Annotated in this window: 2 protein-coding genes; both read left to right on the forward strand. The window is 40.4% G+C overall.

Annotated features, from left to right (window positions below):
- A partial coding sequence (locus tag B4G94_RS09745; protein WP_286858593.1) for a TetR/AcrR family transcriptional regulator occupies positions 1–593 on the forward strand: 593 nt, incomplete at its 5' end.
- Positions 594–653: 60 nt separating this feature from the next.
- Positions 654–1,892, forward strand: coding sequence for a beta-ketoacyl-ACP synthase II (fabF, locus tag B4G94_RS09750; protein ID WP_286858594.1), 1,239 nt, complete (start codon positions 654–656; stop codon positions 1,890–1,892).
- The last annotated feature ends 23 nt before the right edge of the window (positions 1,893–1,915 follow it).

The raw sequence follows: 1,915 nt of genomic DNA on the forward strand, positions 1-1,915 counted from the left end.
TGTCAAAAGCAGAACAGACACGGCAATTTATCATTGAAAAAACGGCTCCTATTTTTAATAAAAAGGGCTATTTTGCAACTTCCCTTTCCGACATCACTACTGCTACAGGTTTAACAAAAGGCAGTATATACGGTAATTTTAAAGACAAAGATGACTTGGCACTCCATGTTTATAGTTATCAAAGTAAAAAAATAGCAGATGGAGTAGATCAGCAGATTATCCAACAAAAGACATCCTTAAAGAAACTCTTTGCTTTTTTTGATTTCTACAAAGAAAATTTCAAAAATATCGCGGCTTCGGGTGGATGCCCGCTAATGAATGCTGCTATCGAGGCTGATGACTCCTTGCCTTTTTTGACTCCCAAAGTCAGACGATCATTTGCACTTTGGAAGCAACGATTGATTTCGATATTGGAAGAAGGTGTTAAGTCTGGAGAGTTTAAACAGCATATTTCTGCTGAACATTTTGCGGTTACCTTCATGGCCATGATCGAAGGCGGTATTTTACTTTCAAAAATTTCAGGACGCGGTAAAGATTTAACTATTGTATTGGATAATATGAAAGAAATGGTAGATCGGGAGATCAAAATCTAATTTTTTTAAACGAACACATACCAATCGGTATATTTATACATTAATTTTAATATCATAAAAATGAAAAGAGTTGTAATTACCGGAATGGGGACAATCAACCCATTAGGAGATAACATTGATACATTCTGGGATAATATTTTACGCGGTGAAAACCGTACAGCTATCATCAGCCGCTTTGACGCGTCTCTATTTCGGACGCAAATCGCGAGCGAAATCAAAAACTTTCAACCGGAAAAATACCTCGATCGTAATGAGATCAAGAGAAGTGATCTCTTTACACAATATGCCCTATATAGCGCATCGCAAGCCTTAGAAGATTCCGGTCTGGATCCGAATACAATGGATCCATTCGATTTTGGTGTTATTTGGGGTGTTGGACAAGGGGGAATGGAAACATTCGAAAATGAAGTTGAAAACTATGTAAAGGGTAATTATGTCCCTCGATTCAGCCCATTTTTCGTCCCAAGGCTTATTGTTAATATGGCTTCGGGAATGATATCAATGAAATTCGGTCTGAAGGGCATCAATTATACAACTGTATCTGCCTGTGCAACCTCCAATACAGCGTTCATGGATGCTTTCAATTATATTCGGTTAGGAAAAGCAAAAGTCTTTATTAGCGGCGGATCGGAAGCTCCCATTACTCCTGCCTCGGTAGGAGGTTTCTCTGCCATGAAAGCAATGTCGGGTAGGCATGATGATCCCAAAACGGCAAGTAGGCCATTTGATCGAGATCGGGATGGGTTCGTCATGGGAGAAGGCGCCGGGGCCCTGATACTGGAAGAATATGAGCATGCCAAGAAAAGAGGTGCAAAGATCTATGCTGAGCTTGTCGGCGCATCCATGACTGCGGATGCCTATCACATGACTTCCCCTCACCCAGAAGGTATAGGTGCAGCCAAGGCAATGTCACTTGCTCTGGAAGAAGCCCAAATAAACAGTGAGCAATTAGATTACTTAAATCTTCATGCTACTTCTACTCCCGTCGGTGATATTGCCGAACTGAAAGCGATGCAACTGGCATTTGGTAAATCCAGCAACCTCTGGGTCAGTTCGACCAAGTCAATGACCGGTCACCTGCTCGGAGCTGCAGGTGCAATTGAAGCGATTATTGCGATAAAATCCATAAACAATAATGTAATTCCTGCAACTATAAATATCGAAAATATAGACCCTACAATCCCCGATGGAATCAATATTGTTGTAAACCAACCGTTGGAAAAGACAGTTCAAACAGCCATGAGCAATGCCTTCGGTTTTGGTGGGCACAATTCAAGTATTCTTTTTAAAAAGATTTAACATTTTTTTTGAAATAACTCTTG

Origin of the sequence: Sphingobacterium sp. UBA7625 (assembly GCF_002484085.1) — a bacterium.
Taxonomy (GTDB): domain Bacteria; phylum Bacteroidota; class Bacteroidia; order Sphingobacteriales; family Sphingobacteriaceae; genus Sphingobacterium; species Sphingobacterium athyrii.